The organism is Streptomyces sp. NBC_01089 (assembly GCF_045162975.1).
Taxonomy (GTDB): Bacteria; Actinomycetota; Actinomycetes; order Streptomycetales; family Streptomycetaceae; genus Streptomyces.
The window spans coordinates 7,617,793-7,642,604 of record NZ_CP108660.1 but is presented as its reverse complement, the minus strand read 5'-3'; the positions used below and the strand labels follow the sequence as shown (position 1 = coordinate 7,642,604).

The window sequence follows — 24,812 nt, the reverse complement described above, 5'->3', positions numbered from 1 at the left end:
ACGTCATGTTCCGCCCCGGGCCGCGTGAGCCGGGGCCCTCGGTCAGGGGGCCGTGATCGTCAGGTCCGCGCGGCGCGGACCCGCGAAGCTTTCGAGGCCGGCGCGGCTCAGACCGGTGAGGCCGGTGACCTCGGCGTCGTCGAGTGCGCCGCAGTCGAGGCCGCGCAGCAGATATCCGCTGAGTGCCTTGGCGGTCGCCGGCTCGTCCATGACGTCACCGCCGGCCTTGGCGACATAGGCGGCGAGCCGGGCGGCGGCCGGCTCCAGGCCCTCACGGTAGAAGGCGTACACCGCCGCGTAACGGGTCGGCAGATGCGCCGGGTGCATGTCCCAGCCCTGGTAGTAGGCGCGGGCCAGGGCCCGGCGTGTGAGGCCGTAGTGGAGCCGCCATGCCTCGTGCACGTGCTCGGTCGTGCCGATGGGCAGGACGTTGGTCGAGCCGTCCGACACCCGTACGCCGGTACCCGCCGCCGCGACCTGCATGACGGCCTTGGCGTGGTCGGCGGCCGGGTGGTCGCTGGCCTGGTGCGCCGCGCTGACTCCGACACAGGCGCTGTAGTCGAAGGTGCCGTAGTGCAGTCCGGTGGCCCGGCCCTCGGCCGCGCCGATCATCCGGGCGACGGCCGCGGTGCCGTCGGAGGCGAGGATGGACTGGCTGGTCTCGATCTGGATCTCGAAGCCGATACGGCCGGCGGGCAGGCTGTGTGTCTTCTCGAAGGCTTCGAGCAGGCGCACGAAAGCGGTGACCTGCTCGGGGTAGGTCACCTTGGGAAGGGTGAGGACGAGCCCTTCGGGCAGCCCGCCCGCCTGCATCAGACCGGTGAGGAAGATGTCCGTGGTGCGGATGCCGCGGTCGCGGACCGCCGCCTCCATGCACTTCATCCGGATGCCCATGTACGGGGCGGCCGTGCCGTTCGCGTACGCCTCGGAGACCAGCCGGGCGGCGCGGGCCGCGGCCTCGTCCTCCTCGGCGTCGGGGCGGGGGCCGTAGCCGTCCTCGAAGTCGATGCGCAGGTCCTCGACGGGTTCGCGCTCCAGCTTCGCCCGCACCCGGTCGTGGACGGCGGTCGCGAGCTCGTCGCCGATGCCGAGGAGCCCGGCGAAGGAGGCGGCGTCGGGGGCATGGGTGTCGAGGGAGGCCAGCGCCTGGTCGCCCCAGGAGCGGATGGTGCCCGCGTCGAACACGTCACCGGGGACGTACACGGTGTGGACGGGCTGACGGGTGCCCGGGTCCCCCGGGTAGCGGCTCGCCAGCTCCTCGTCGACCGCGACCAGGGAAGCGCTGATGTCCTCGCTGACCGCGCCGGCGAGGCTCGTCGCCACCTTCTCCTGCTGACCCATCCTTCACCCTCCATATTTCCGCTTCACGGAATCAACAATCCGCATAGCGAAGTTAACGGCCGGTCATGACCTGCGTCAATGGTTGGCCGAAACAGCCGGGGGCCGCGCGGCGAAAGTCGCCGCGCGGCCCCCGGCCGACAAGAAGAGGCAGGTCAGCCCTTGCGGGAGGTGACCTCTTCGGTGAGCTGCGGGACGACCTGGAAGAGGTCGCCGACGATCCCGTAGTCGACGAGGTCGAAGATCGGCGCCTCGGCGTCCTTGTTGACGGCGACGATGGTCTTCGACGTCTGCATCCCGGCCCGGTGCTGGATGGCGCCGGAGATGCCGTTGGCGATGTACAGCTGCGGCGAGACCGACTTGCCGGTCTGGCCCACCTGGTTGGAGTGCGGGTACCAGCCGGCGTCGACCGCGGCGCGCGAGGCGCCGACAGCGGCACCGAGCGAGTCGGCCAGCGCCTCGATGATGTGGAAGTTCTCCGCACCGTTGACCCCGCGGCCACCGGAGACCACGATCGCGGCCTCGGTCAGCTCGGGGCGGCCCGTCGACTCACGCGGCGTGCGCGAGACGACCTTGGTACCGGTGGACTTCTCACCGAAGGACACCGACAGCGCTTCCACGGTGCCCGCGGCCGGGGCCGCCTCGACGGGCGCCGAGTTCGGCTTGACCGTGATGACCGGGGTGCCGTGCGAGACCCGGGACTTGGTCGTGAACGACGCGGCGAAGGCCGACTGGGTGGCGACCGGCCCGTCCTCACCGGCCTCCAGGTCGGTGGCGTCGGTGATGATGCCGGAGCCGATGCGCACCGCGAGACGCGCGGCGATCTCCTTGCCCTCGGCGGAGGACGGGACCAGCACCGCGGCCGGCGACACCGCGTCGTACGCGGCCTGCAGCGCGTCGACCTTCGGAACGACGAGGTAGTCGGCGAACTCCGGGGCGTCGGCCGTGAGGACCTTCACCGCGCCGTGCTCGGCGAGCGCGGCGGCGGTGTCCTGGGCGCCGGCGCCCAGTGCGACGGCGACCGGGTCGCCGATGCGGCGGGCCAGCGTCAGAAGCTCCAGGGTGGGCTTGCGGACGGCACCGTCGAGGTGATCGACGTAGACGAGAACTTCAGCCATGGGATTGCTCTCCTGCGAATGCGAAGAATCGGGGGCGGTCAAGAGACTCGGGGCCGGGAGGCCCCGGGGAGCCTCAGATGAACTTCTGGCCCGCGAGGAACTCAGCGAGCTGCTTGCCGCCCTCGCCCTCGTCCTTGACGATCGTGCCGGCGGTACGGGCCGGACGCTGCGCCGCGGAGTCGACCTTGGTCCACGCGCCCTCGAGACCGACGGTGCCGGCCTCCAGGTCCAGGTCCTCCAGGTCCAGCGACTCCACCGGCTTCTTCTTGGCGGCCATGATGCCCTTGAAGGACGGGTAGCGGGCCTCGCCCGACTGGTCCGTCACGGACACGACGGCCGGCAGCGAAGCCTCCAGCCGCTCGCTGGCGGTGTCGCCGTCACGGCGGCCCTTGACCGTGGTGCCGTCGACCGACACCTCGGACAGCAGCGTGACCTGCGGGACACCGAGCCGCTCGGCGAGCAGCGCCGGGAGCACACCCATCGTGCCGTCGGTCGACGCCATACCGCAGACGACCAGGTCGTACCCGGTCTTCTCGATGGCCTTGGCGATGACCAGCGACGTACCCATCACGTCGGTGCCGTGCAGATCGTCGTCCTCGACGTGGACCGCCTTGTCGGCGCCCATCGAGAGCGCCTTGCGCAGCGCGTCCTTGGCGTCCTCCGGGCCGACCGTGAGGACAGTGATCTCCGCGTCGTCGGCCTCGCCCGCGATCTGGAGCGCCTGCTCCACCGCGTACTCGTCGAGCTCCGACAGCAGCCCGTCGACATCATCACGGTCCAGTGTCAGGTCATCGGCGAAATGCCGGTCACCAGTGGCATCGGGCACGTACTTCACAGGGACAACGATCCTCAAGCTCACGCCGGCTCTCCTACTGCATCGTCTTTTCCGGGCTGCCTTGTCGCTCGCAGCATAGGCGCCTGATGGGGCGATTTCCGGTTGGGGGTTCCGACGCCCCCAACGAAATATTACTCGCCAGTACATCCAGAATGTACCCAGTAAGCAAGCGCTTTGAACTGTGACGTGAGCAACGCTCCGTAGCCGGGGTTCGCGGGAGAATCTCAGTCCCGCAGAGCGTTGAAGCGCCCCTGGTGGTAGAGCAGCGGGCGGCCGTCCCCGGCCGGGTCCCCGGTGACGACCTCGGCGATCACGATGCGGTGGTCCCCGGCGGGAACCCGCGCCACCACCCGGCAGACCAGCCAGGCCAGTACACCGTCCAGCAGCGGTACGCCCTCGGGGCCGCTGCGCCAGCCGGTGGGTGCGGCGAACCGGTCGGCGCCGCTGCGCGCGAAGGTGGCAGCCAGCTCCTGCTGGTGCTCGCCGAGTATGTGGATCCCGACGTACTCGGCCCCGGCCACCACCGGCCAGCTCGACGACCCCGTCCCGACGCCGAAGGAGACCAGCGGCGGCTCGGCGGCGACGGAGCTGACCGAGGTGGCGGTGAACCCCGCCGGATACTCACCGGCCGCGGTGACCACCGCTACGCCGGACGCGTGGCGGCGGAAGACCGAGCGGAGCAGCGCGGGGGCGCCGGCCGGGCCCGCGGCGGGTGCCGCGTCGGCGGGCGGCCGGGCCGCCGGCCTCGCGTCGTCCGGCCGTGGCCGGGGCGTCGTCCGTTCCGGTGCCGATGTGGGGGTGGGCGTCGTCGTCATGCGGGTGTCCTTCTCCGGTGTGAGCGAACGGGGCCGGGGATGTTCAGACACCCGGACAGCCACCGACGGCGATCCGGGCGGGGTCCGCGGGGACCCGGCGGGGGAGGCACCGGCCGTCAGGAGGGGAGAGCTGCGACATAGCGTCAGATTGACGATTCAGGGGACACCCCGTCAAGAGCCTTCCGGAATGTGGGAGATCACTCACGGTGCGTCAGCCGCCCTCCCGGGCTGCTGGTCTCGGGCTGCCCGCCCCGGGCTGTCTGTCCCGGACTGCCCGACTCGGACCGACCGGTTCGGACCGGCCGTCTCCGGCTGTCCGGCTCGGACCGGCCCGGCTCAGACCGCCTCCCCCAGGGCGGCGATGACGTCCGCCTTGCGCGGCTGCCCCGACGCCCGGCGCACGATCCGGCCCCGCGCGTCCAGCACCAGCACGGTGGGCGTCCTGAGGATGCCCAGCTCACGTACGAGCCCCAGCCTGGCCTCCGCGTCGAGCTCGACATGGGTGACACCGTCGACCATGGCCGCCACCTCCCGCAGCGTCCGCCAGGTGGCCCGGCAGGGCCTGCAGAAGGCACTGGAGAACTGGACGAGCGTCGCCCGCTCCCCCAGCTCCTCGCCCAACTCCGCTGCTCCGAGCCGCGTTTCACCGTCTTGCCCGTACACGTCGCGCTCCGTTCCTCCGCCGCCGTACCGGCCGGAAGCCCGTACGGTTCCACAGCCGCGGGACCTGCCGCGCAGCGCGCCGCCCGCCACCGCTTCCGGCCCCGTCCGGGTGCAGCGCTCCCCCGGCCGGGAAGATTCCCGGAGCCACGCCGGGGCCACGCCGGGGCCACGCCGGTCGCGCCGGATCGTTCCTGTCGGCGTATGCGCTGCTCGGGGGCGGTGCGGGCGGTTTACGCACGACGTGACGAGGATCTCCCGGCCCCGCGTCACCAGGGGTGGCTACTCTGGTCGGCATGGGGCACGATCTGCCTCATGCCGCAAACCTACGGCAGCGTAACTTCCGCCGGGGGGCACGTCCCCGGGCACAGAAGGGTCTTCTCCAGATGGCAGAACTCGTCTATCGACCGGTCATCGGCGCCGCTCGGGGGCTCTTCAAGGCGCTCGACCTCAAGATCGATACACAGGGTTCCGAGAACATCCCGCGCTCGGGCGGGGCCGTCCTCGTCAGTAACCACATCGGTTATCTGGACTTCATCTTCAACGGTCTTGCCGCACTCCCGCAGAAGCGCCTGGTGCGCTTCATGGCCAAGGAGTCGGTCTTCCGCCACAAGGTCTCCGGGCCGCTGATGCGCGGTATGAAGCACATCCCGGTGGACCGCAAGCAGGGCGAGGCCGCCTATCGGCACGCCCTCAGGGCCCTGCGCTCCGGCGAGATCATCGGTGTCTTCCCCGAGGCCACGATCTCGGAGTCCTTCACGCTCAAGGGCTTCAAGTCCGGTGCGGCACGGCTGGCGCAGGACGCGGGCGTACCGCTGATCCCGATGGCGCTGTGGGGCACCCAGCGGCTGTGGACCAAGGGCAGGCCGCGCAACCTCAAGCGCAGCCACATCCCGGTGACGGTCCGGGTCGGCGAGCCCATGGACGCCCCGACCGACGAGTACGCGGGAGCGATCACCCGCAGGCTCCGCGAGCGTATGCAGGAGCTGCTGGAAGCGGCGCAGCGCGCGTATCCGGTACGCCCGAAGAACGCTTCGGACACCTGGTGGATCCCGGCCCACCTGGGCGGCACGGCGCCGACGCCCGCGCAGGTGCGTGAGGCCGGAGCCGGCTGAGTCCGGCCGCTTGACCACATACGTGAAAGGGCCGGCCGGACTGAGTCCGGCCGGCCCTTTCACGCATCCGGTCAAGCGGGCCGGTTCAGCGGGCCAGTTCTTCCTTCAGCGCCAGCAGGAAGCCGTCCACGTCTTCCTCCGTGGTGTCGAAGGAGCACATCCAGCGGACGTCGCCGGCCGGTTCGTCCCAGAAGTAGAAGCGGTAGCGCTTCTGCAGCCGCTCACTGACGTCGTGCGGCAGCCGGGCGAACACGGCGTTCGCCTGGACGGCGTGCAGGATCTCCACCCCGTCCGTCTCACGCACCCCCGCGGCGAGGCGCTGGGCCATGGCGTTGGAGTGGCGGGCGTTGCGCAGCCACAGATCGCGGGTGAGCAGCGCCTCCAACTGCACCGAGACGAAGCGCATCTTGGACGCGAGCTGCATCGACATCTTCCGCACATGCTTCATGTGCCGTACGGCGTCGGGGTTGAGGACCACGACGGCTTCGCCGAAGAGCATGCCGTTCTTGGTGCCGCCGAAGGAGAGGATGTCCACCCCCACCGCGTTGGTGAAGGCGCGCATCGGCACATCGAGGGAGGCCGCCGCGTTGGCTATCCGGGCCCCGTCGAGATGCACCTTCATCCCGTAGCCGTGGGCGTGCTCGCAGATCGCCCGGATCTCGTCGGGGGTGTAGACCGTGCCGAGTTCGGTGTTCTGGGTGATCGAGACGACCTGTGGCATCGCCCGGTGTTCGTCGTCCCAGCCGAACGCCTGACGGTCGATCAGCTCCGGGGTGAGCTTTCCGTCGGGTGTCGGTACGGTGAGCAGCTTCAGCCCGGCGACCCGCTCCGGGGCGCCGCCCTCATCCACGTTGATGTGTGCCGTCTCGGCCGCGACGACGGCGCCCCACCGGTCGGTGAGAGCCTGCAGCGCCACGACGTTGGCCCCGGTGCCGTTGAAGACCGGGAACGCCTCGGCGCTCTGGCCGAAGTGGCTGTGGATCAGCCGCTGCAGATGGTCGGTGTAGGCGTCTCCGCCGTACGCGATCTGGTGTCCGCCGTTCGCGACGGCGAGCGCGGCCAGGATCTCCGGGTGCGCGCCCGCGTAGTTGTCACTGGCGAAGCCACGGACCTGCGGGTCGTGGTGGCGTACGGCATCGGTCCTCACGGGGCGGGTGTCAGCCACAGGCGCTTTCCGTTCACGTCTCCGGCGGGCTGGTCCCAGACGCCCGCGATGGCCTCGGCCAGCTGCGCGACGTCGGTGAAGCCCGAGAACTTCGCATTCGGGCGCTCGGCGCGCATCGCGTCGTGCACCAGAGCCTTGATCACCAGGACGGAGGCGGCCGACCGCGGCCCTTCGTCGCCGCCCGCCTTGCGGAAGGCGTCGCCGAGTGCCAGCGTCCATGCCTCGGCCGCCGCCTTCGACGCCGCGTAGGCCGCGTTGCCCGCGGTGGGTTTGGACGCGCCGGCCGCGCTGATCAGCACATAGCGGCCGCGGTCGCTGCGCAGCAGCGCGTCGTGGAACGCCAGCGAGGTGTGCTGGACCGTGCGGATCAGCAGCTTCTCCAGCAGATTCCAGTCGGCGATATCGGTCTCGGCGAAGGTGGCGCTGCCGCGCCAGCCCCCCACCAGATGCACCAGACCGTCGACACGGCCGAACTCGGCCTCCGTACGGTCGGCCCAGGCCCGGGTGGCGTCCAGGTCCAGCAGATCGACCGTCTCGCCGGTCACGGTGGCCCCGCCGTGCGCATAGCGCGCCGCGTCCACCGCCTCGGCGAGCCGGGCGACGTCGGCGTCCGCGCCGACCACCGTCGCCCCGGCCTCGGCCAGCCTCAGCAGCGCCGCACGGCCCGCCGGGCCCGCGGCCCCGGCCACCGCGACCACGGCTCCGTCCAGTGATCCCTTGCTCATCGTCTCCGCCTCCTGCCTGCGGGCGCTCACGCCGCTTCCCGCTCGGGGGCGCCCGCCGCGGTGATGCCCTTGGTCGAGGCGACCACGGTCTTGAGCTTCTTGGCGAGTGCCTCATAGAACATGCTGAGCGGAAACTCGTCGGGAAGCACGTCGTCCACGAGTTTACGCGGCGGCTGGCTCAGATCCAGGGCGTCAGGACCCTTGGCCCAGCGCGATCCGGGGTGCGGAGCGAGGTAGCGGGAGACCAGGTCGTAGGCCGCGAACCAGTGCACCAGCTTGGGGCGGTCGATACCGGCCCGGTACAGGTCCTCGATCTCCGCGCAGAGCTGGTTGGTGACCTGCGGCGCCCGCTCCCAGTCGATCTTCAGGGTGCTGTCGGTCCAGCGCACCACGTCGTGCTGGTGCAGATAGGCGAAGAGCAGCTGGCCGCCGAGTCCGTCGTAGTTGCGTACGCGCTCGCCGGTCACCGGGAAGCGGAACATCCGGTCGAAGAGCACGGCGTACTGGACGTCGCGGCCCTGCCCGAAGCCGTCCGCCTCCAGCCGCACGGCCTCCCGGAAGGCGGTGAGGTCGCAGCGCAGCTCCTCGAGTCCGTACATCCAGAACGGCTGGCGCTGCTTGATCATGAAGGGGTCGAACGGCAGGTCGCCGTGGCTGTGGGTGCGGTCGTGGACCATGTCCCACAGGACGAACGCCTGCTGGCAGCGCTGCTGGTCGGAGACCATCTCCTGGATGTCGTCGGGCAGTTCGAGCTTCAGGACGCGCACGGCGGCCTCGGTGACGGCCCGGAAGCGCGCCGCCTCGCGGTCGCAGAAGATGCCGCCCCAGGTGAAGCGGTCGGGGGCCTCGCGGACGGCGATGGTCTCCGGGAAGAGCACCGCGGAGTTGGTGTCGTACCCGGAGGTGAAGTCCTCGAAGGTGATGCCGCAGAAGAGCGGGTTGTCGTAGCGCGTGGCCTCCAGCTCGGAGAGCCAGTCGGGCCAGACCATGCGCAGCACGACCGCTTCGAGGTTGCGGTCCGGATTGCCGTTCTGTGTGTACATCGCGAAGACGACCAGGTGCTGGAGGCCGTCGGCGCGCAGGTCGGCCGGGTGGAAGGCGAGCAGCGAGTCCAGGAAGTCGGGGACGGCGAATCCGCTGTCGGCCCACTTGCGGAGGTCGGCGACGAGCGCCCGGTGGTACGCGGCGTCGTGCGGCAGCAGCGGGGAGAGTTCCTCGATCGCGCCGGTCACCCGCGCGAAAGCGGCCTCGACATCGCCGCGCGCGGGGGCGCCGTCGGCATCGAAGTCGATGGAGCCGTCCTTCGACTGCCAGGGCCTGATCTCCTCGACGGCATTCTTGAGCACGGGCCACGCCGGATGCTCGACCACACGCTGGGCGCCGGATATATCGCCGCCTACCGGGTCCTGCACAAGAATTTTCGTCATGTCGCTTCCTCCACAGCAGAAATTGCCGACCAACCGCGGGGACACCGTATCGATGTTCGGATCCCTCATTCAAGGGCGCATCCAACAGATTGTCCCGCGAAACCCCCTTGATCGCAGCGAATCTTCCTGTCGTATGCCCAGGATGGAACCGCTTCCACCCTTGTTTCCCCGCTCTGGGGGTGGAAGGAAAACCGTGTCGGAAGACACCGGAACGGGCCTTCCGGTGGGGGCGGACACGGGCGCCCGGCGCCATCGCGGGGAAGCGGTACGGCAGCGGAGCGGGAGCGTTAGGCTGCGGCTCTGCCAGCTGGGTAGCAATGCCACGCGAGAGCCGCCGTCGACGGAAGCGAGAGAACCTTGAGTCTCCTCATCATCGGACATCGCGGGGTCATGGGCGTCGAGCCGGAGAACACGCTTCGGTCCTTCCGCCACGCGGAACAGGCGGGTATGGACGCCATCGAGCTCGATCTGCATCTGAGCAAGGACGGCGCGCTCGTCGTCATGCACGACACGGACGTCGACCGCACCACCGACGGCAAGGGAGCCATCGCCGACCGGACGCTCGCCGAGCTGCGTGAGCTCGACGCCGGGCAGGGCGAGCGGATCCCGGTCTTCGAAGAGGTGCTGGACGCGGTCCGCTCACCGATCCAGGCCGAGATCAAGGACGCGGCGGCGGCACGGGCGCTCGCCGAGGTGATGCTCCGGCGCGATCTGGTCGGCCGCGTCGAGGTCTCGTCGTTCCACGACGAGGCGGTCCGTGAGATCGCGGCACTCGTGCCGGGCGTACGGACGGTGCTCATCGCCAGCCGCTGGGACAAGGACATCGTGGCCCGCGCCAAGGCCGTCGGAGCCGCGACGGTCGCGCTGAACATCCGCAGGCTCACCCTGGAGACCGTCGAGAAGGCGCACGCCGAGGGTCTGAAGGTGCTCGGCTGGGTGGTGAACACCCAGGACCATCTGCGGCTGGTCAGGGCGCTCGATCTCGACGGTGCGACCACCGACTACCCGGAGATCAGGCGCACCGGCCGTTTCACGGCCTGAGTGCCCCACCGGCCGGGAGCGGCTTGACCAGGAGCTCGAACTGCAGGTCGTCGCGGAGCGGGATGCCGAACCGCTCGTCGCCGTACGGGAAGGGGAACATCCTCCCCGTGCGGCGGTAACCGCGCCGCTCGTACCAGGCGATGAGGTCGTCCCGTACCGAGATGACGGTCATCTGCATCTCGTCGGCGCCCCACTCGTCGGACACCCGGCGCTCGGCCTCCGCGATGATCCGCTTGCCGAGGCCCGCGCCCTGGAGCGCCGGGCTCACCGCGAACATTCCGAAGTAGGCCGCGTGCCCGCGGCGCTCCAGCTGGCAGCAGGCGACGGGCTCGCCGTCCTGTTCCACCACCACCAGCCGGCTGGCGGGCGCGGCGATCACTCCGCGGACCCCGTCCGGGTCGGTACGCCGGCCGTCCAGGATGTCCGCCTCCGTGGTCCAGCCGGTGCGGCTGGTGTCCCCGCGGTAGGCCGACTCGATCAGGGTGACGAGGGCCGCCACATCGGTCTCTGCCGCATCCCTGAAAGTGATCCGGTCGGGGGCGGTGTCCATGGGGTGATGTCTCCCGTCGAAGGCGGTCGCGGCCGGGCCGTCACTGTCCGGCCGCTGCTGTCCAGACAGTAACGCGCCCGCGACGCGCTCCCCCGTGCCCCCCTGCGCTTGCGTGCGCTCCGCCCGGCGGGGGCATCGATGGCCCTGGGCCGTGCCGCGGAGCGCACGGTCCGACGGGGGGTGCGCCGTGTACGGATCAGTGGTGTCCGGCTGGCTGCTGATGGCGCTGAGCGCGGCGACCGGGGCCTACTGCCTGCTGCGGATGCGCAGCACGTCGCGGCAGGCGCGGACGGCTGCCGGGGGCGAGGCGGTGATGGGGTTCGGGATGGCGGCGATGGCTCTGCCCGCTGCGGTGGTCGCTCTCCCGGGGTGGGGGTGGACGGTGTTCGCCGCGGTCTTCGCCGCGGGCGGCCTCCGGGCGCTGTGGCAGCTCCGCACGGGCGCCCACCATCTGCACCATCTGGTCGGCTCGCTCGCCATGGTCTACATGGCGCTCACGATGGGGGCGGGGATGCCGCCCGGCGGAGCACAGGGCGGCCCCATGGCACACATGGCGCACTCCTCGCACATGGGGAGCGGGGTCCCGTTGCTCACCGGCGCGCTGCTCGTCTACTACGCCGTGTACGTGCTGCGTACGGGCGCCGCCCTGGTGCCCTCCCCCGCTCCGGCGGCCGGGAGAGTCACGGCGGCCCGCGGGGCCGTGGCCGGCGAGGCGCTCGCCGGCTCCGGCCGCGGCGTCGCCCAGTGGGCCCGTCCGGAGCTGACACTCGCCTGCCGGCTCGCCATGGGTATGGCCATGTTCGCGATGCTGCTGACGATCTGATCCGGGCAGAACCGCGGAACCCGACCGTGTCCTGCGTCACTTGCGGGTCCAGGCCATACCCCGGTGACACGCCGACTCCATAAACTGGCGCCCATGCTGGTCTCCCTAGCGCTGTTGCTACTCGGAGCCGTGGCCGCTGTCGCGGCACCGCGGCTTCTGGCTCGCGCCCAGTGGCCCGAGCGGGAGCCCGTGGTGGCGCTGTGGGTGTGGCAGTGCGTGGTGGCCGCCGTACTGCTGTGCTTCGCTCTGGCGATGACCTTCAGCGCGTCGGCGGCCTGGCAACTGGTACGGGGTCATGTCTTCGCCTCGGCCCCGCACGCCGTGGTGGAGGCGTATGCCCTGGGTGCGTACGCGCAGTGGTCGGCGGCGACAGCGACCGTGCTGGCCGCGGGCGGGATCTGGACGGCCGCGATGCTCACCCGGGAGGTCCGCCGCGCACGGGCCGCACGCAGGCAGAGCCGCAGGGAACTGCTGGTGCGCTCCCCCGTGCTGCCCGGCGAGGAACCGGGCGGCGAGCGCCTCGTCGTACTGGAGGGTGAGCGCCCCGACGCCTGGTGGCTGCCCGGCGCCGCGCCCCAACTGGTCATCACCACAGCGGCACTTCGGGGCCTGAAAGGCCGTCAGCTCGATGCGGTGCTCGCCCATGAGCAGGGCCACGCGCGGGCCCGCCACGACTGGCTGCTGCACTGCTCGGCGGCGCTGGCCGTGGGCTTCCCGCAGATTCCGGTCTTCGCCGCCTTCCGCAACGAGATGCACCGGCTGGTGGAGCTGGCCGCCGACGATGTGGCGTCACGCCGCTTCGGCCGGCTGACGATCGCCCTGGCGCTGGTCCAACTCAACGAGCACCGTGGGGTGTTCGGCCCCTGCCCGACCCCCGACGCGGAGCTGCCGCACCGGGTCGACCGGCTCCTGAGCGCGGCCCCGCGCCTCACCGCGGGCCGCCGGCTGCGCCTGACCGCAGCCGCCTCGCTGGTGCCGGTCGTACCGCTGCTGATCGCGTTCGTGCCCGGACTGCGCGCGCTCGGATAGCGGTGACGGCCCCGCGGGCGCGGTGCGACGGCCGAAAGGCCGAGGGGGCGAACGAACAGAGGAGGAGACGGCCGGACCACCGGGCCGGAAGAATGTCCCCCATGACGATCAAGGCCGTACTTTTCGACTTCTCCGGAACGCTCTTCAGGACCGAGCCGGTCACGACCTGGCTCCGCGCCACCCTGGACGAGGCAGGCATCACCCTGGGCCAGGAGGAATTCACCCTCCGTGCGGCGGAGTTGGCGGCCGCCGGCGCGCAGCCCGGCGGACCCGAGCCCCAGCGGGTGCCACCCGCGCTCGCCGGGCTGTGGGCCTCGCGCGACGAGAGCGCCGAGCGGCACCGCGCCGCGTTCACTGGTCTCGCCCGCCAGGTCGAACTGCCGGATCCGGCGCTGTACGACGCCCTCTACCAGCGCCATATGACCCCGGACGCCTGGCGCCCCTACCCGGACACCGCCGAGGTGCTCGGCGCGCTGCATGCCCGCGGGGCCGGCATCGGCGTGGTGAGCAACATCGGCTGGGACCTGAGGCCGGTGTTCCGCGCCCATGGGGTCGATCCGCATGTGGACCACTACACCCTGTCGTACGAGCACGGCGTCCAGAAGCCCGACGTCCGGCTCTTCCGTGCCGCCTGCGAGGCGCTGGGCCGGGATCCCGGCGAGATTCTGATGGTCGGTGACAACCGTCACCAGGACGGGGGCGCCCGGAATCTGGGCTGCGCGGTCCATTTCGTGGACCACCTCCCGGCCGCCGAACGCCCGGACGCGCTCCGGCCGGTCCTGGATCTCGTCGGCTGACCCGCGGAGGCAAGCAGGATCACCCCACCGGAAAACCCATCGAAAAAACCACCCGAAATCATCCATATCCGCCCATAAAAAACGGGTGACGACAGCAGAAAGTCCGGACCGGACGATCCCCCGCGTCGCCCGGTCCGGACGAGTCCCACAGCACAGCCCCTGACGGGCCCCTTTGCGGGATGCGCTGATTATAGTTGGCTGAGAGCCAGTCAACGCAGGAGTAAGCATGTCCCCGCGCAGCCAATCGGTCAATGAGGAGCTGCGGCGGCGTTCCCGCGAGCGGCTTCTGCAGGCCACAGTGGATCTTGTCGGTGAGCGCGGTTACGAGGCGACGACGCTGGCGGACATCGCCGACCGCGCCGGATCCGCCCGCGGCCTCGTCTCGTACTACTTCCCGGGCAAGCGGCATCTGCTGCAGTCAGCCGTGCACCGCCTGATGCACCGCACCCTCACCGCGGCCCTGGAGCGCGAGCCGCGCACCGACGACGGGCCCGAGCTGCTGGCGCGGGCCATCGACGCGATCCTGGGGCTGGCCGGCGACCATCCGGTGCTGATGCGGACCCATATGGCCGGGATCCTCCAGGAACAGGGGTTCGTGCGGTGCCCGGAGCAGCAGGAGCTCGCCCGGGTCCTGCGCTCGGCCGTGGAGCGGTACGGGTCACCCGACCCGGACACCGACTACGTACTGCTGCGCGCCCAGCTGATGGGCACGGTCTTCGCCCAGCTGCTGCCCGGGGCGCCCATGCCGCACGCGCGACTGCGGGCCGAACTGTTCCAGCGGTACGGACTCGACTGGAAGCTGGGAGTACCCCCGGAGGACGAAGGGGCCACGCCGCCGCCCTGACGGCGGCGGCGGGTCACGCCTCCCGCGAGGCTTCGGCGGCGGCCGCGGCGAGGACGCCGTCCAGCAGACCGGGGAAGACCGCGTCCAGGTCCTCCCTGCGCAGCACGTTCATCTTCGCGGTCCCGCGGTAGATCTGCCGGATCACACCGCTCTCGCGCAGCACCCTGAAGTGGTGGGTGGTGGTCGACTTGGTCACCGGCAGGGCGAACCGAGAACAGGACAACTCCCCGCCGTCAGCCGCCAGTTCACGGACCACACACATACGCACGGGATCCGCCAGCGCGTGCAGGACGCCGTCCAGGCGGATCTCGTCGCGCGCCGGATGAGCGAGTGCCCGGCTGCTCGTCGCGGTCACCATGACGGCTCTCCTCACATGCGGAACATCGGAACACCCGGACATTCGGACACTAGACCCCGGGCGGAAATCTCCGGCCCCGGCGGCCGGACTCGGGAATGGAATCATTGTACGAGTTCCATCGTAGTTTGACATCCCCCGTACTACGATGCGTATCGTACGTTCCGTCCCGACGCCGTTGTGATTGGAGCCTGTCGTGAGCGCCCTCTTCGCCCCGTACACCCTGCGGTCGCTGACCTTTCCCAACCGCGTATGGATGCCACCCATGTGCCAGTACTCGGCGGCCACTTCGGGCCCGGACACCGGTGTGGCCGGTGACTGGCACTTCGCGCACTACGCCGCGCGGGCAGCCGGAGGCGCCGGGCTGGTCATCGTCGAGGCGACCGCCGTCAGCCCGGAGGGCCGTATCAGCCCCGCCGACCTGGGCATCTGGAACGACACCCAAGTGGAGGGGCTCCGCCGGATCACCGGCTTCCTCAAGAGCCAGGGCACGGTTCCCGGCATCCAGCTCGGCCACGCCGGGCGCAAGGCGTCGACCGACCAGCCCTGGAAGGGCGGCGGTCCGGTGGGCGCCGACCAAGGCGGCTGGCAGCCGGTGGCGCCGAGCCCGGTCCCCTTCGCGGCCGGTGAGCATGTGCCCGACGAGCTGACAGCCACTCAGATACAGGACATCGTGGGCCAGTTCGCCGACGGCGCCCGGCGTGCGCTCGACGCGGGGTTCCAGGTCGCCGAGATCCACGGGGCGCACGGTTATCTGGTGGGCGAGTTCCTCTCGCCGCACAGCAACCACCGCACCGACGAGTACGGCGGGTCCTTCGAGAACCGCACCCGCTTCGCGCTCGAAGTCGTGGACGCCGTACGGGCGGTGTGGCCCGACGAGCTGCCGCTGTTCTTCCGTATCTCGGCCACGGACTGGCTGGACGAGGGCGGCTGGACGGCCGACGACACCGTGCGCTTCGCGCCCCTGCTCAAGGAGCACGGCGTCGATCTGCTCGATGTGTCGACCGGTGGCAACGCCGCCGGGGCCCGTATCCCGGTCGGGCCCGGCTACCAGGTGCCGTTCGCCGCACGCGTCAAGTCAGGTACGGAACTGGCCGTCGCCGCCGTCGGGCTGATCACCGAGGTCGAACAGGCCGAGAAGATCCTGGCCAACGGTGAGGCGGACGCGGTGCTGCTCGGCCGCGAACTGCTCCGGAACCCGTCCTGGGCCCGGCACGCCGCCCGCACGCTGGGCGCCGACGTGCACGTTCCGCAGCAGTACCACCGCTCCGTCTGACCCTCCGTCCGAGGCTCGGTCGGGCCCTCCGTCCGAGCCCAGCGGGTCACTCCTCGACGAGAACGACTTCGAGGGTGCGCGGTCCATGGACCCCTTCGACGCGGTCGAGTTCGATGTCGCTGGTGGCCGAGGGCCCCGAGATCCAGGTGAGCGGGCGCGCCGGGTCGAGACGCGGGAGGGCCTGCGGTACCGAGGCGACCACCTGGTCCGGGGCCCGTACGACGCAGATGTGGTGGTCAGGGACCAGCGTGATCCGGCGGCGCCCCTGGTCGGCGCTGCCGTCCAGGACGATGGTGCCGGTCTCGGCGATGGCCACCGCGCATCCGGTGACCACGCTGTCCACGGCGTCGAGTTCCCCCGGGGTCGACGCCGGTGTGTCCGGTGTCAGGGTCGCGGTGGCCTCGGCCAGCCAGCCGTCCGGCAGCCCGGACGGTGTGAGTACGGACGTGGCCCCGCGCTCCGCCAGCAGCCGGGCGAGCAGCGCGGGCAGTCCGTCGGGGCTGGTCCGGTGCACGAGGGCCCGGTAGTCCGCCAGGTTCTCGTGGAGCAGGTCGAGGACGGCCGCAGGGTCGTCCGTGGTGTGCGTGGTGAGGTAGTCGCGGGTGACCTCGGGGGCCTCCGGTGCGTCGGCGACGGCGGCACGTACACGCGCGAGGATCTGGTCACGGGAGCTCATGTGCGGTTCTTCTTCCACCAGTCACGGAACGGTTCGGGCGGCAGCTCGGGCAGCTCGCGGCTGTCGGTCCACGCCCCGGCGCCCGGCAGCCGCCTGGGTTGCAGTCCGCGGGTCTTCGACGCCGCCTTCTCGCCGGCGGCGAGTGCGGCGGGATGGTTCAGCACCCAGCCGGCCGCCTTGATCGCCGCCTTCTCCAGCCGGTGGCCCCGGCCGCCCTGGACGGCGACCCGCTCCCGCAGATGGACCAGGACCTCGGGGATGTCGATGGCGACCGGGCATACGTCGTAGCAGGCACCGCAGAGCGATGAGGCGTACGGCAGTGAGGCGTCGATCTCGCTCTCCGTGCCCCGCAGTTGCGGGCTGAGGATGGCGCCGATGGGGCCCGGGTAGACCGAACCGTACGCATGGCCGCCCGCCCGTTCGTACACCGGGCAGACGTTGAGACAGGCCGAGCAGCGGATGCAGCGCAGCGCCTGCCGCCCGACCTCGTCGGCCAGGGTCGCGGTGCGGCCGTTGTCGAGCAGCACCAGATGGAAGTCCTGGGGCCCGTCCGCGTCGGTGGTGCCGGTCCAGGTGCTGGTGTACGGGTTCATCCGCTCGGCCGTCGACGAGCGCGGCAGGGTCTGCAGGAAGACCTCCAGGTCCCGCCAGGTGGGCACGATCTTCTCGATGCCCACCACCGAGATGAGTGTCTCGGGCAGCGTCAGGCACATCCGGCCGTTGCCCTCGGACTCCACGACGACCAGCGTGCCGGTCTCCGCGACCATGAAGTTGGCGCCCGAGATCCCCACCTTGGCCCGGAGGAACTTCTCCCTGAGGTGCAGCCTGGCGGCCTCGGCCAGCTCGGCCGGGGAGTCGGTCAGCCCCTCGGGGGCCGGCCGGCCCCATTCGCTCATCGTCCGGGCGAAGATCTCCCGGATCTCACCCCGGTTGCGGTGGATCGCCGGGACCAGGATGTGGCTGGGCCGGTCCTCGCCCAGCTGCACGATCAGCTCCGCGAGATCCGTCTCGTACGCGGCGATCCCCTCGGCCTCCAGCGCTTCGTTGAGCCCGATCTCCTGGGTCGCCATCGACTTGACCTTGACGACCTCGCGCTCCCCGGTCGCCTTCACCAGACCGGCGACGATCCGGTTCGCCTCGTCGGCGTCGGCGGCCCAGTGCACGGTGCCACCGGCATCCGTGACGGACTTCTCCAACTGCACCAGATACTCGTCCAGATGACGCAGCGTCCGGTCCTTGATCTGCTTGCCCGCCTCCCGCAGCTGCGCCCAGTCGGCGAGCTCGGCCACCGCCTTCGCCCGCTTGTCGCGGATGGTGTGGGTGGCGTGCCGCAGGTTCCCGCGCAGAGTCTCGTTGTGCACCGCTTCCGCGGCCGCCTTCGGGAAGGACGGCATCCCGAGATAGGTACCGCTCATGCGTGGGGCTCCTCTTCGGTGCTCGCCAGGATCTCGGCCAGGTGGAGCGCCCGCAGGGGCGCGTCCTGGCGGCGCATGATGCCGCCGATGTGCATCAGACAGGAATTGTCGGCCCCGCACAGGACACCGGCGCCGGACGACACGGCGTTGCGTACCTTGTCCTCGCCCATGGCGGCCGACACGTCCGGGTTCTTCACCGCGAAGGTCCCGCCGAAACCGCAGCACTCCTCGGCCCCTTCGAGCTCCCGCAGTTCGAGCCCGCGCACCGCTTCGAGGAGCCGGCGCGGCCGGTCGCCGAGCCCCAGCATCCGCAGGCCGTGGCAGGACGGGTGGTACGCCACCGTGTGCGGGAAGTACGCGCCCACGTCGACCACCCCCAGCACGTCCACCAGGAACTCCGTCAGCTCGTACGTCTTGGGCACGGAGCGGGCCGCCGCGTCGGCGAGCCCGCTCCCGCGGTGCTCGGCGGCCGCCTTGCGGCCGATCCGCGGATAGTTGTCGCGGATCATCGCGGCGCAGGAGCCCGACGGTGTGACCACGTAGTCGTAGCCCGCGAATTCCCGGTCGAAGCGCCGGACGAGCGGTTCGGTCTCCCGCCGGTAGCCGGTGTTGAACTGCGGCTGCCCGCAGCAGGTCTGCCCGGCGGGGAAGCCGACCTCCACGCCCAGCCGCTCCAGCAGTTTCACCACGGCGATGCCGGTCCGTGGGTACAACGCGTCATTCACACACGTCACGAAGAGTCCTACCCGCATGTGTCCTTCTCGGGGTCGTCCACGGCTCGGGGGCCGCGGCGGATGTGCTCGGGCGGCGGTCTGCGGCGGTCGGGGCGGAAGACCCGAGACCGATGGCATCGAGGATGTCAGGAAAGGCCGATGGGAGGGGGGACGCCTCCAGGGCAGCCGGAATGTCCTCCAGAGGGGATGAGGGGTCATCGGAGGTTAGCCACGGTCCCCCGGCGCACGTCAACCCTTCGGCCGCCCTTTTTCGTTACTGCGTCCGAGGCGGCGAAGGGTGCGGCCGCCCCAGGGTTCTCTCCCTCCGGGTTTTCCTATAGCTTTCGTCTCGTTAACATCCGACCTTTAACGCCGATATCTGAGGAGGCTGCGCTCATGCAGCTCATGCGACTTGGCGATCCGGGCAGTGAACGCCCCGCCGTACGCGAAGCCGGTGTGCTCTACGATCTCGGCCCGCTGACCGACGACATCGACGGGCGGTTCCTCGCCGGAGGCGGGATCGCCCGGGTGCGGGAAGCCCTCGGGGCGGGGTCGCTCAGCGAACTCCGGGGAGCCGAACTGCTCCGCGTCGGCGCACCGGTGGCCAGGCCCGCCGCGGTCCTCTGTATCGGCCAGAACTACGCGGCCCACGCGGCGGAGTCGGGCAGCGAGCCGCCCACCGCACCGATCATTTTCTTCAAGCACCCCAACACGGTGGTCGGGCCGTACGACGACGTCCTGATCCCGCCCGGCGCGAAGACGGTGGACTGGGAGGTCGAACTCGCCGTCGTCATCGGACGCACCGCGCGCTATCTCGACTCGGCGGACGCGGCCGCGGAGTGCGTCGCGGGATACGCGGTCTCCCACGACGTGTCGGAACGGACGTACCAGCTCGACGAGTCGGGCGGCCAGTGGTCGAAGGGCAAGTCGAGCGAGACCTTCAACCCGCTGGGGCCCTGGCTCGTCCCGGCGGACGACCTCCCGCACGGACCGCAGGCCCTGAACCTCCGCAGCCGCGTCAACGGCGAGCCGCGCCAGGACTCCAGCACCGCGGACATGATCTTCGGGGCGCTCGAACTGGTACGCCACCTCAGCCACTACCTGGTCCTCGAGCCCGGCGACATCATCAACACCGGCACTCCGGAAGGCGTCGCGCTCTCCGGGCGCTTCCCGTATCTCTCGGCGGGCGATGTCGTCGACCTGGAGATCGACGGGCTGGGCGCGCAGCGCCAGACGGTGCGCGCGGCGGTGGTGGGCTGATGCAGCGGATCGCGCAGGTGATCCGGGTACGTCCGGAGAGGCTGGCGGACTACCGCGAGCTGCACCGGGCCGTCCCGGAGCCGGTGCTCGCCCGGCTCCGGGCGAGCCATATCGCCAACTACTCGATCCATCTGCTCGGGGACCGGCTCTTCAGCTACTTCGAGTACCACGGCGACGACCTGGCCGCGGATCTCGCGGCGATGGGACAGGACGAGGCCACCCGTGCCTGGTGGGAGCTGACGGATCCGTGCCAGGAGAAGGTGCCGGAGGCGGCGCCCGGCGACTGGTGGACGCCCATGGAGCAGGTCTTCCTCATGGAGTAGGGCTTCTCCGTGGAGCAGGGCTGCCCCGGCCTCAAGCAGGGCTGCTCCGTGGCGCAGGCGGTCCAGTACACCAGACGGTAGTAGTGCTTGAGCACCGTCGTCCCCTCCTTGATCAGTGCCGCGCCGGTGACACCGTACAAGGGGGTACTGACAGTGCGGCCGTCGGCACAGCCGTACGCAGGACCGGCAACAGCCCCCGGGGGAAGAGGAGTTGCCCAGCGCCCAGCCGGACGCAGGACCGCAGGACCGCAGAGCGCAGGACCGCGGAGCCGGAGGGGCTACGGCGCCGGGGCGGCCGCGTGCACCTGGTGTACGACGGTGCCCGGGCGGCGCAGTGCGATGAAGGGGCGCCCCTCCTCCTGCCACTGGCCCGCCTCACTCCAGCCGGCCGCGTGCGCGTGGTCGAGCAGGGCGCGTACGCCGACCCGGGCCCAGGGGAAGTCGGCCCCGGCGCCGCCCCTTCCGTCGTCGACCCGGACACGTACGCGCTCGTCGACGTCGACCGGCGCCGCCTCGGCCAGCAGCAGTCCCCCGGGGGCGATGAGCTGCGCCGTCCGGGAGAGCAGGGCGCGCGGGTCGCCGCCGATACCGATGTTGCCGTCGATGAGCAGGGCCGTGCCCCAGCGCCCCTCCCCCGGCAGCCGGTCGAAGACCGAGCGGCAGAGAGCGGGGGCTCCGGCGCGTTCGGTGCGGGCGACGGCCGCCCGGCTGACGTCGATGCCGAGCGCCCGGTGGCCGAGCCCGGCCAGCGCGGCGACCAGCCGGCCGGGACCGCAGCCGATGTCGAGTACCGTTCCCTCGCACCGGCCGAGCACCGACATATCGGCACGGTCCGGGGCCTCGCACCACCGTTCCACGTCGAGCGGGAGGAGCCAGCCGTCGGTGCGGCGCAGGAAGAGCGGGCCGCGCCCGGTGCGCAGGGCGTCGGTGTACGGATCGGACTGCCAGCAGCGCGGCCTGACGGGCGCGCTCACGTCCGGGCTCCGGTGCGCTGGGTGTACGGGGCGGGGGTGCGGGCGATGGCGGCCGGGGGCGCGGCCGCCGCGACGGCTGCCGCGAAGCCGCTGTGCGGAATGGCGGCAGCGACCGTCCGTACGTCGTCCGCGGTGTCGACGTCGCACAGCGCGGGCAGATCACGGACGGTGAGCCCGGCGCCGGTCAGCCGGGCCCGCTGCGCCGCACCGGTGCCCGGCGTCGACATCGGAACACCGCGGATGAGTCCGGGGCGGGGTTCGGCGAAGCCGAGTGCCCAGAACCCGCCGTCGTCGGCCGGTCCGAACCAGGCGTCGCAGCCGCTCCAGCCACCGGGGCCGAGCGCCGGGGCCAGCAGCGCCGGGGTGAGCTGCGGGGTGTCCATGCCGACGAGCAGCGCGGGTCCCGTACAGAGGGCGAACGCGGCTGCGAGCCGTTCGTCCAGTCCGCCGCCGCACTGCGGGACGACTTCGATCCCGGGCGGCAGCCACTTCCCCGGTGTGCCGTCGAGCACCAGGATCCGGCGCCGGGCCGGGCAGTCCAGGACCGCTGCGAGGGTGTCGCTCAGCGCCGCCTCGGCGATGTGCGCCGCCTGTTGCGGGCTGTAGGGCGGGGTGAGCCGGGTCTTGACGCGGCCGGGCCGCGGCTCCTTGGCGATGACGAGCAGCGTGGTCATCGCACCGCCGTCCCGGCGGGCGCGGGGCCGTTCAGTACGGAGCGCATGTCGGCCACCGCCTGCCAGGTGCCCCGCCAGGTGCCGGTGACCTTCGACTTCCCGGTGCGCGGCCGGTAGGGGACGTCCTGCTCGGCGATACGCCACCCCTCGTCGGCCGCGCGTACGACCATCTCCAGCGGATAGCCGCTGCGCCGGTCGGTCAGTCCGAGGCCGAGCAGCGCGGCACGGCGGGCGACCCGCATCGGGCCGAGGTCGCGCAGGCGCAGCCCGGTCCTGGTGTGCAGCATCCGGGAGAGCGCGTAGTTGCCCGCACGGGCGTGCAGTGGCCAGGCGCCGCGCCCGGTGGGGCGCCTGCGGCCCAGCACGAGGTCGCACTCGCCGTCGGCCACCCGGCGGACCAGACCGGTCAGCAGGGCGGGGTCCAGCGAACCGTCGCAGTCGCAGAAGCACACCAGCTCGGCCGTCGCGGCGCGCAGCCCCGCGTGGCAGGCGGCGCCGAAGCCGCGGCGGGGTTCGTGGACGACGGTGGCGCCGAGGCCGGCGGCGATGGCGGCCGAACCGTCGGTGGAGCCGTTGTCGACCACGAGGGGCCGCCAGCCGTCCGGGATGCGCTCCAGCACCCGGGGCAGCGCGCCCCCCTCGTCGAGGCAGGGGAGGACGACGTCCACCGTCAGGGGGGTCGGGGGGCTCGGGGGCCGCAGAGGCGTCAGGTCGGTCACGTCCCTCACCGTACGAATCAAACGGAGCGTGATGGCTCTTCCGCTCCTTACGAAACGCGGACGTCCGCGCGCAACCACCCACTCGACCGTCCGCCCGGGGCTGCTCGGTGACACGCTGGGGTCATGCCGAACCCTCGCCCCGCTCCGCCGCCGCCCTGTGTGCTGGTCGTCGACGACGACCCGACCGTCTCCGAGGTCGTCGCCGGCTATCTCGACCGGGCCGGGTACTCCGTGGACCGCGCGGCCGACGGCCCGGCGGCCCTGGAGTGCGCGGCACGGCGCAGGCCCGATCTGGTGGTGCTCGATCTGATGCTGCCCGGCATGGACGGCCTTGAGGTGTGCCGGATACTCCGCTCCCGCGGTCCGGTCCCGGTGATCATGCTGACCGCGCGCGGCGACGAGGACGACCGGATCCTGGGGCTCGAAATAGGCGCGGACGACTATGTGACCAAGCCGTTCAGCCCGCGCGAGCTGGTGCTCCGCGTCGACTCGGTGCTGCGGCGCAGCCGTACGGCCGGCGACCGGCCGGGGCCGCTGCTGCACGCGGCGGGGGTCACGGTGGACCCGGCGGCCCGGCGCGCCACCAAGGACGGGCGGGAACTGGCCCTGACGCTGCGGGAGTTCGACCTGCTGGCGTATCTGGTCGGGCACCCGGGGCAGGCATGCGGCCGGGAGCAGCTGATGCACGAGGTGTGGGGCTGGGAGTTCGGCGATCTGTCGACGGTCACGGTCCATGTGCGCCGGCTGCGCGGCAAGATCGAGGACGATCCCGCGGCGCCGAGGCTGATCCGGACCGTGTGGGGGGTCGGCTACCGCTTCGAGGACGGGACGGGACCGGTGGCGGCGGACCAAGCGGCGACGACGGGCCGGGGCGGGGCCACGGACCGGGGCGGGGCCACGGACCGGGTCGGGGCCACGGACCGTACAGCGGCCATGGACCGGGGCGAGGTGCCCGACAGCTCACCTGACAGCGCAGAGGGACAGCGCGGAACGGACTCCGGGGCGGGCGCGCGATGAGGGATCTGCTGCTGATCGCGCTGTACGCGTTTCTCGGCGCCGGTGCGGCCGGGCTGCTCGGGGCCGGTGCCCTGTGGCGCCTGCGCCACCGCTCGGTCGCCCTGTCGCTCACGGTCATCTCGGCCGTCGCGGTGATCGCGATGCTGGCGGGGACGCTGGCGGTGGCCAGGGCGATGTTCCTGTCGCCGCACGACCTCAAGGTGGTGACCCTGGTGGTGGCCATGGCCGCCGTGGTCTCGCTGGCGACCGCGCTGCTGCTCGGCCGCTGGGTCGTCGCGGGCAGCAGGGCGCTGACCCTGGCCGCGCGGTCGTTCGGTGACGGGGGCGACTTCGCCGAACCGGGCGGGGCTCCCACCGCCGAACTCGCCGATCTGGGCCGGGAACTCGCCGCGACGAGCGAGAAGCTGGCGGTGTCGCGCCGCCGCGAGCAGGCGCTGGAGACCTCGCGGCGTGAGCTGGTGGCGTGGATCTCGCACGATCTACGGACTCCGCTCGCCGGGCTGCGGGCGATGTCCGAGGCGCTGGAGGACGGGATGGCCGCCGATCCCGAGCGGTACTTCCGGCAGATCCGCACCGAGGTGGACCGGATGAACACCATGGTCGGCGACCTCTTCGAACTGTCCCGGATCCACGCGGGGGCGCTGACCCTCACCCCGGTCCGGATGTCCGTGTACGACCTGGTGGGTGACGCCCTGGCCGGAGCGGACCCGCTGGCCCGCGAGCACGGTGTCCGGCTGGAGGGCGGCGGTGTGGCACCCCTGCCGGTCGAGGTGGACGGCAAGGAAATGACCAGGGTCCTGGCCAATCTGCTGGTCAACGCGATCCACCGGACGCCGGCCGACGGCACCGTCGCGGTCGCCGCCGAACAGCGGGCCGACTCCGTCGTCCTCTCGGTCACCGACGGCTGCGGCGGTATCCCGGAGGACGATCTGGCGCGGGTCTTCGACACCGGCTGGCGGGGCAGCGAGGCCCGGACTCCGCCGGCGGGCGCCGGTCTCGGCCTGGCCATCGTGCGCGGCATCGTGGAGGCGCACGCCGGGCGGGCCGCGGTCCGCAATGTGACCGGCGGCTGCCGCTTCGAGGTCACCCTGCCCGCGCCCCGCGCCTGAGGCGCCGGACGGCGAATCG

General features: G+C 71.5%; 27 protein-coding genes. 11 read left to right on the top strand and 16 right to left on the bottom strand.

What is annotated here, in order from left to right; translation table 11 throughout:
- Positions 1-42: 42 nt before the first annotated feature.
- From OG510_RS34405 to OG510_RS34385, 5 genes are all read right to left on the bottom strand, one after another.
- Positions 43-1,341, bottom strand: coding sequence for a DUF6986 family protein (locus OG510_RS34405; RefSeq protein ID WP_164267387.1), 1,299 nt, complete (start codon positions 1,339-1,341; stop codon positions 43-45).
- A gap of 152 nt (positions 1,342-1,493) precedes the next feature.
- Positions 1,494-2,456 (bottom strand): electron transfer flavoprotein subunit alpha/FixB family protein, encoded by a 963-nt coding sequence (locus tag OG510_RS34400; protein ID WP_406141932.1) that lies wholly within the window; start codon positions 2,454-2,456, stop codon positions 1,494-1,496.
- A gap of 73 nt (positions 2,457-2,529) precedes the next feature.
- Positions 2,530-3,315, bottom strand: a complete 786-nt coding sequence (locus OG510_RS34395) for an electron transfer flavoprotein subunit beta/FixA family protein (RefSeq protein WP_406141931.1) — start codon at positions 3,313-3,315, stop codon at positions 2,530-2,532.
- 200 nt (positions 3,316-3,515) lie between these two features.
- Positions 3,516-4,106 carry a flavin reductase family protein gene (locus tag OG510_RS34390; protein ID WP_406141930.1) on the bottom strand — a complete coding sequence of 197 codons (591 nt, stop codon included), beginning with the start codon at positions 4,104-4,106 and terminating at the stop codon, positions 3,516-3,518.
- Positions 4,107-4,442: 336 nt separating this feature from the next.
- Positions 4,443-4,769 carry a TlpA family protein disulfide reductase gene (locus OG510_RS34385; protein WP_406141929.1) on the bottom strand — a complete coding sequence of 109 codons (327 nt, stop codon included), beginning with the start codon at positions 4,767-4,769 and terminating at the stop codon, positions 4,443-4,445.
- A gap of 383 nt (positions 4,770-5,152) precedes the next feature.
- On the opposite strand from OG510_RS34385, the gene OG510_RS34380 reads away from it, so the two are divergent.
- Entirely contained in the window at positions 5,153-5,881 is a 729-nt protein-coding gene (locus OG510_RS34380) for a lysophospholipid acyltransferase family protein (protein ID WP_406141928.1), read from the top strand.
- An 85-nt stretch (positions 5,882-5,966) separates the two neighbouring features.
- Here OG510_RS34380 and OG510_RS34375 read toward each other — a convergent pair whose 3' ends face one another.
- The 3 genes from OG510_RS34375 to OG510_RS34365 are packed head-to-tail and all read right to left on the bottom strand — an operon-like array spanning position 5,967 to position 9,198.
- Complete coding sequence (locus OG510_RS34375; protein WP_406141927.1) at positions 5,967-7,046, bottom strand: threonine aldolase family protein; 1,080 nt, start codon at positions 7,044-7,046, stop codon at positions 5,967-5,969.
- Positions 7,025-7,771, bottom strand: coding sequence for an SDR family NAD(P)-dependent oxidoreductase (locus OG510_RS34370; RefSeq protein WP_406141926.1), 747 nt, complete (start codon positions 7,769-7,771; stop codon positions 7,025-7,027). Before OG510_RS34370 ends, OG510_RS34375 begins: the two co-directional genes overlap by 22 nt.
- A gap of 26 nt (positions 7,772-7,797) precedes the next feature.
- Positions 7,798-9,198 carry a DUF6421 family protein gene (locus tag OG510_RS34365; protein ID WP_406141925.1) on the bottom strand — a complete coding sequence of 467 codons (1,401 nt, stop codon included), beginning with the start codon at positions 9,196-9,198 and terminating at the stop codon, positions 7,798-7,800.
- Between the two features lie 390 nt (positions 9,199-9,588).
- Here OG510_RS34365 and OG510_RS34360 point away from each other — a divergent pair, with 390 nt between their 5' ends.
- Positions 9,589-10,239: a glycerophosphodiester phosphodiesterase gene (locus OG510_RS34360; RefSeq protein ID WP_406142703.1), complete on the top strand. Its 651-nt coding sequence runs from the start codon at positions 9,589-9,591 to the stop codon at positions 10,237-10,239.
- Here OG510_RS34360 and OG510_RS34355 read toward each other — a convergent pair.
- Positions 10,229-10,789, bottom strand: coding sequence for a GNAT family N-acetyltransferase (locus OG510_RS34355; protein WP_406141924.1), 561 nt, complete (start codon positions 10,787-10,789; stop codon positions 10,229-10,231). The two genes, OG510_RS34360 and OG510_RS34355, sit on opposite strands and share 11 nt — an antisense overlap.
- Positions 10,790-10,976: 187 nt before the next feature.
- Between OG510_RS34355 and OG510_RS34350 the strand changes: the two genes are divergently transcribed.
- From OG510_RS34350 to OG510_RS34335, 4 genes are all read left to right on the top strand, one after another.
- Entirely contained in the window at positions 10,977-11,612 is a 636-nt protein-coding gene (locus OG510_RS34350; RefSeq protein ID WP_406141923.1) for a DUF5134 domain-containing protein, read from the top strand.
- Between the two features lie 93 nt (positions 11,613-11,705).
- Positions 11,706-12,641: a M56 family metallopeptidase gene (locus OG510_RS34345; RefSeq protein WP_164266279.1), complete on the top strand. Its 936-nt coding sequence runs from the start codon at positions 11,706-11,708 to the stop codon at positions 12,639-12,641.
- A gap of 101 nt (positions 12,642-12,742) precedes the next feature.
- Positions 12,743-13,438 carry an HAD family hydrolase gene (locus OG510_RS34340; RefSeq protein WP_406141922.1) on the top strand — a complete coding sequence of 232 codons (696 nt, stop codon included), beginning with the start codon at positions 12,743-12,745 and terminating at the stop codon, positions 13,436-13,438.
- 226 nt (positions 13,439-13,664) lie between these two features.
- The gene (locus tag OG510_RS34335) at positions 13,665-14,282 is read left to right on the top strand and encodes a TetR/AcrR family transcriptional regulator (RefSeq protein ID WP_406141921.1); all 618 of its coding nucleotides are present in this window, start codon (positions 13,665-13,667) and stop codon (positions 14,280-14,282) included.
- A gap of 13 nt (positions 14,283-14,295) precedes the next feature.
- On the opposite strand, the gene OG510_RS34330 is transcribed toward OG510_RS34335, so the two are convergent.
- A complete protein-coding gene (locus tag OG510_RS34330; protein ID WP_406141920.1) occupies positions 14,296-14,640 on the bottom strand; it encodes an ArsR/SmtB family transcription factor in 345 nt (114 codons plus the stop codon).
- A 193-nt stretch (positions 14,641-14,833) separates the two neighbouring features.
- On the opposite strand from OG510_RS34330, the gene OG510_RS34325 reads away from it, so the two are divergent.
- Positions 14,834-15,913 (top strand): NADH:flavin oxidoreductase/NADH oxidase, encoded by a 1,080-nt coding sequence (locus OG510_RS34325; protein ID WP_406141919.1) that lies wholly within the window; start codon positions 14,834-14,836, stop codon positions 15,911-15,913.
- Positions 15,914-15,959: 46 nt separating this feature from the next.
- Here OG510_RS34325 and OG510_RS34320 read toward each other — a convergent pair whose 3' ends face one another.
- Genes OG510_RS34320 through OG510_RS34310 form a run of 3 tightly spaced genes read right to left on the bottom strand, consistent with a single transcriptional unit; the run spans position 15,960 to position 18,756 of the window.
- Positions 15,960-16,589 (bottom strand): lactate utilization protein C, encoded by a 630-nt coding sequence (locus tag OG510_RS34320; RefSeq protein WP_406141918.1) that lies wholly within the window; start codon positions 16,587-16,589, stop codon positions 15,960-15,962.
- Positions 16,586-18,004, bottom strand: coding sequence for a LutB/LldF family L-lactate oxidation iron-sulfur protein (locus OG510_RS34315; protein WP_406141917.1), 1,419 nt, complete (start codon positions 18,002-18,004; stop codon positions 16,586-16,588). The genes OG510_RS34320 and OG510_RS34315 overlap by 4 nt, the downstream gene beginning before the upstream one ends.
- Complete coding sequence (locus OG510_RS34310; protein WP_406141916.1) at positions 18,001-18,756, bottom strand: (Fe-S)-binding protein; 756 nt, start codon at positions 18,754-18,756, stop codon at positions 18,001-18,003. The genes OG510_RS34315 and OG510_RS34310 overlap by 4 nt, the downstream gene beginning before the upstream one ends.
- A gap of 357 nt (positions 18,757-19,113) precedes the next feature.
- Here OG510_RS34310 and OG510_RS34305 point away from each other — a divergent pair, with 357 nt between their 5' ends.
- Both OG510_RS34305 and OG510_RS34300 read left to right on the top strand, forming a co-directional pair.
- Positions 19,114-19,977 (top strand): fumarylacetoacetate hydrolase family protein, encoded by an 864-nt coding sequence (locus OG510_RS34305; protein WP_406141915.1) that lies wholly within the window; start codon positions 19,114-19,116, stop codon positions 19,975-19,977.
- Positions 19,977-20,300, top strand: coding sequence for an L-rhamnose mutarotase (locus tag OG510_RS34300; protein WP_164266288.1), 324 nt, complete (start codon positions 19,977-19,979; stop codon positions 20,298-20,300). The genes OG510_RS34305 and OG510_RS34300 overlap by 1 nt, the downstream gene beginning before the upstream one ends.
- Before the next feature lie 278 nt (positions 20,301-20,578).
- On the opposite strand, the gene OG510_RS34295 is transcribed toward OG510_RS34300, so the two are convergent.
- Genes OG510_RS34295 through OG510_RS34285 form a run of 3 tightly spaced genes read right to left on the bottom strand, consistent with a single transcriptional unit; the run spans position 20,579 to position 22,658 of the window.
- Positions 20,579-21,274 (bottom strand): class I SAM-dependent methyltransferase, encoded by a 696-nt coding sequence (locus OG510_RS34295; protein ID WP_406141914.1) that lies wholly within the window; start codon positions 21,272-21,274, stop codon positions 20,579-20,581.
- Positions 21,271-21,948 carry a DUF2064 domain-containing protein gene (locus OG510_RS34290; protein WP_406141913.1) on the bottom strand — a complete coding sequence of 226 codons (678 nt, stop codon included), beginning with the start codon at positions 21,946-21,948 and terminating at the stop codon, positions 21,271-21,273. The genes OG510_RS34295 and OG510_RS34290 overlap by 4 nt, the downstream gene beginning before the upstream one ends.
- Positions 21,945-22,658 (bottom strand): glycosyltransferase family 2 protein, encoded by a 714-nt coding sequence (locus OG510_RS34285; protein ID WP_406142701.1) that lies wholly within the window; start codon positions 22,656-22,658, stop codon positions 21,945-21,947. The genes OG510_RS34290 and OG510_RS34285 overlap by 4 nt, the downstream gene beginning before the upstream one ends.
- Before the next feature lie 132 nt (positions 22,659-22,790).
- Here OG510_RS34285 and OG510_RS34280 point away from each other — a divergent pair, with 132 nt between their 5' ends.
- Together OG510_RS34280 and OG510_RS34275 are read left to right on the top strand one after the other, a co-directional pair.
- On the top strand, positions 22,791-23,684 hold the full coding sequence (locus OG510_RS34280; protein WP_406141912.1) for a response regulator transcription factor: 894 nt from the start codon (positions 22,791-22,793) through the stop codon (positions 23,682-23,684).
- Positions 23,681-24,793, top strand: coding sequence for a sensor histidine kinase (locus OG510_RS34275; protein ID WP_406141911.1), 1,113 nt, complete (start codon positions 23,681-23,683; stop codon positions 24,791-24,793). Before OG510_RS34280 ends, OG510_RS34275 begins: the two co-directional genes overlap by 4 nt.
- Positions 24,794-24,812 lie beyond the last annotated feature (19 nt).